Annotated in this window: 3 protein-coding genes; 2 read left to right on the forward strand and 1 reads right to left on the reverse strand. The window is 65.2% G+C overall.

Annotated elements, in window-relative coordinates:
- Together EOA23_RS33725 and EOA23_RS33730 are read left to right on the forward strand one after the other, a co-directional pair.
- The coding region (locus tag EOA23_RS33725; RefSeq protein WP_189341815.1) for a trimethylamine methyltransferase family protein at nt 1-698 on the forward strand (698 nt) is incomplete at its 5' end.
- A gap of 12 nt (nt 699-710) precedes the next feature.
- The gene (locus EOA23_RS33730; RefSeq protein ID WP_127307234.1) at nt 711-2,201 is read left to right on the forward strand and encodes a D-aminoacylase; all 1,491 of its coding nucleotides are present in this window, start codon (nt 711-713) and stop codon (nt 2,199-2,201) included.
- On the opposite strand, the gene EOA23_RS33735 is transcribed toward EOA23_RS33730, so the two are convergent.
- Nucleotides 2,186-2,488 (reverse strand): isochorismatase family protein (locus EOA23_RS33735; RefSeq protein ID WP_127307235.1); only part of this gene is annotated, 303 nt, incomplete at its 5' end. The two genes, EOA23_RS33730 and EOA23_RS33735, sit on opposite strands and share 16 nt — an antisense overlap.

The following is a 2,488-nucleotide window of genomic DNA, read 5'->3' on the forward strand; positions in this document are numbered from 1 at the left end:
ATGCAGAGGCGCTGTTCGGCGTGACGCTGACGCAGCTCGTCAATCCCGGCACGCCGGTGATGTACGGCGCCTTCACCTCCAATGTCGACATGAAGTCCGGCGCGCCCGCCTTCGGCACACCGGAAAACGCCAAGGCCAACATCATCGCCGGGCAGTTGGCGCGGCGCTATAATCTGCCCTACCGCACCTCCAATGCGAACGCCTCCAACGTCGTCGATCTGCAGGCCGCCTACGAGACCGAAATGGCGACGTGGGGCGCGGTGCTGGGCGGCGCCAATCTGATCTACCACGCGGCCGGCTGGCTGGAGGGCGGCCTGACCGCATCCTACGAAAAGCTCGTGCTCGACGTCGAGATCCTGCAGAACATGATGGAGTTCCTGCGGCCGCTGCCGTTCCAGGAAGACGACCTCGGCTTCGAGGCGATCAAGTCGGTGCCGGCCGGCGGCCATTTCTTCGGGGCCGAGCACACCATGTCGCGCTACACCACCGCCTTCTACCAACCGATGCTTTCCAACTGGCAGAATTACGGCGCCTGGCAGGAAGCCGGCGGCAAGGACGCGCTGGAACGCGCGACCGAACTCTGGCAGCAGGCCCTGCATGACTACGAGGAACCGGTGATGGATCCCGCGACCCGCGAGGAGCTCGATGCCTATGTCGCGCGCCGCCGGGAGGAAATCGCCGCGAATCCGGAAGCTTAGGAGATCCGCTTGGTGCCTTACGATCTCGTCATCCGTCACGCGACGCTGATCGCCGGCGACGGCTCGAAGCCCTTCGGCGCCGATATCGCTGTCATTGGCGAGAGGATCGCGGCGATCGGTCGGCTGGACGATGCACAGGGCGCGGAGGAGATCGACGCCAAGGGCAAGGTGGTCGCGCCCGGCTTCATCGACGTGCACACCCATGACGACGGCGCGCTGCTTACCCCGCGCGGCATGGACCCGAAGATCAGCCAGGGCGTGACGACGGTGATTGCCGGCAATTGCGGGGTCAGCTTGGCCCCGTTGCTGCTCGACAAAACCCCGCCGCCGCCCTTCACGCTGGTCGGCGGCCGCGAGAATTTCCGCTTCGATCGCTTTGCCGACTATGTCGCCGAGCTGAAGCGACGCGGCATCGCCACCAACGCCGCCCTGCTCGTTGGCCACACCACCTTGCGCCAACGCTGCATGCCGGTGACCGATCGTCCGGCCAATGAATCGGAAACGGCGGCGATGCAGGAAGCCGTCGCCGAAGCCATGGCTGAAGGCGCGTTCGGCCTCAGCACTGGGCTCGACTATCCGCCGGCCGTCAAGTCTTCCACCGACGAGGTCAAGGCTTTGGCGACAACCGCTGCTCAGCTCGGCGGCCCCTATGTCACCCACACACGCAATTATTTCGAGACGATGGACGAGGCGATCGAGGAAGCGATCGACATTGCCGAGCATGCCGGCGGCAAGCTGTTCATCTCGCACCACCAATGCACCGGCCGCGCCAATTTCGGCAAGAGCCGGCCCTCGCTGGAGCGCATCGATCGGGCGCGCGAGACGATGGATATCGGCATGGACGTCTATCCCTATGCCGCGAGCTCGACGGTGCTTCGGCTGGAACGCTGCGACACCGGGCTGAAGATCCTCATCACCTGGTCCGATCCGCATCCGCAGATGGCAAGGCGCGAGATCGCCGACATCGCCCGCGAATGGAACTGCACTGAGCGCGAAGCCGGCGAGCGTCTGCTGCCCGCGGGCGCGGTCTATTTCCAGCTCGACGAGGACGACGTCCGCAACATCATCGCGCATCCGCGCACCATGATCGGCTCGGACGGCCTGCCGCACGACATCCATCCGCATCCGCGCCTCTGGGGCACCTTTCCGCGCGTGCTAGGGCACTACGCGCGTGACGTCGGCCTGTTCAGTCTCGAGGAGGCCGTCTTCCGCATAACTGGCCTGCCCGCGAAGGAATTCGGCATTGCGCAACGCGGCCTGCTGGCCGAAGGCAATTTCGCCGATCTCGTCGTCTTCGATCCCGAGACGATCATCGACACCGCCACCTTCGAGGAACCGCGCCGGCCCGCCGCCGGCATCGAGCATGTCTTTGTGAACGGCGTATCGGTGTGGCGAAAAGGGAGAGCCACTGGAGCGCTGCCTGGCGCGGTTCTGAAACCGTCGGCTTCAAAGCCGATCGTCAAAGGCGCATGCAACTGCGGCGCCGATCACAGCGCCTCGTAAATTCCATCGACCGTTTCCAGCGTGTAGGCGAATTCCACCGGCCGCGTGCAGCGCCAGCCGTCGAAAGTCTGGCCGGCAAGCGCCTTCAGCGCCTCGGGCTGGCGAAGGATGCCGCCGCCATAGAGCCGGTTCGCCATGTCGAGCATGCCGGTGCGATGCATGGCCTCCGTCATGCTGCCGCAGGCGTCTTTGACCAGCCAGACGCGAAACCCGTGGTAAACCGCGTCGAAGACGCTTGCGGTCACGCAGCTGTCGGTCAGCACGCCGGCGACCACGAGGTTCTCGAT

Origin of the sequence: Mesorhizobium sp. M2A.F.Ca.ET.042.01.1.1 (assembly GCF_003997405.1) — a bacterium.
GTDB lineage: Bacteria > Pseudomonadota > Alphaproteobacteria > Rhizobiales > Rhizobiaceae > Mesorhizobium.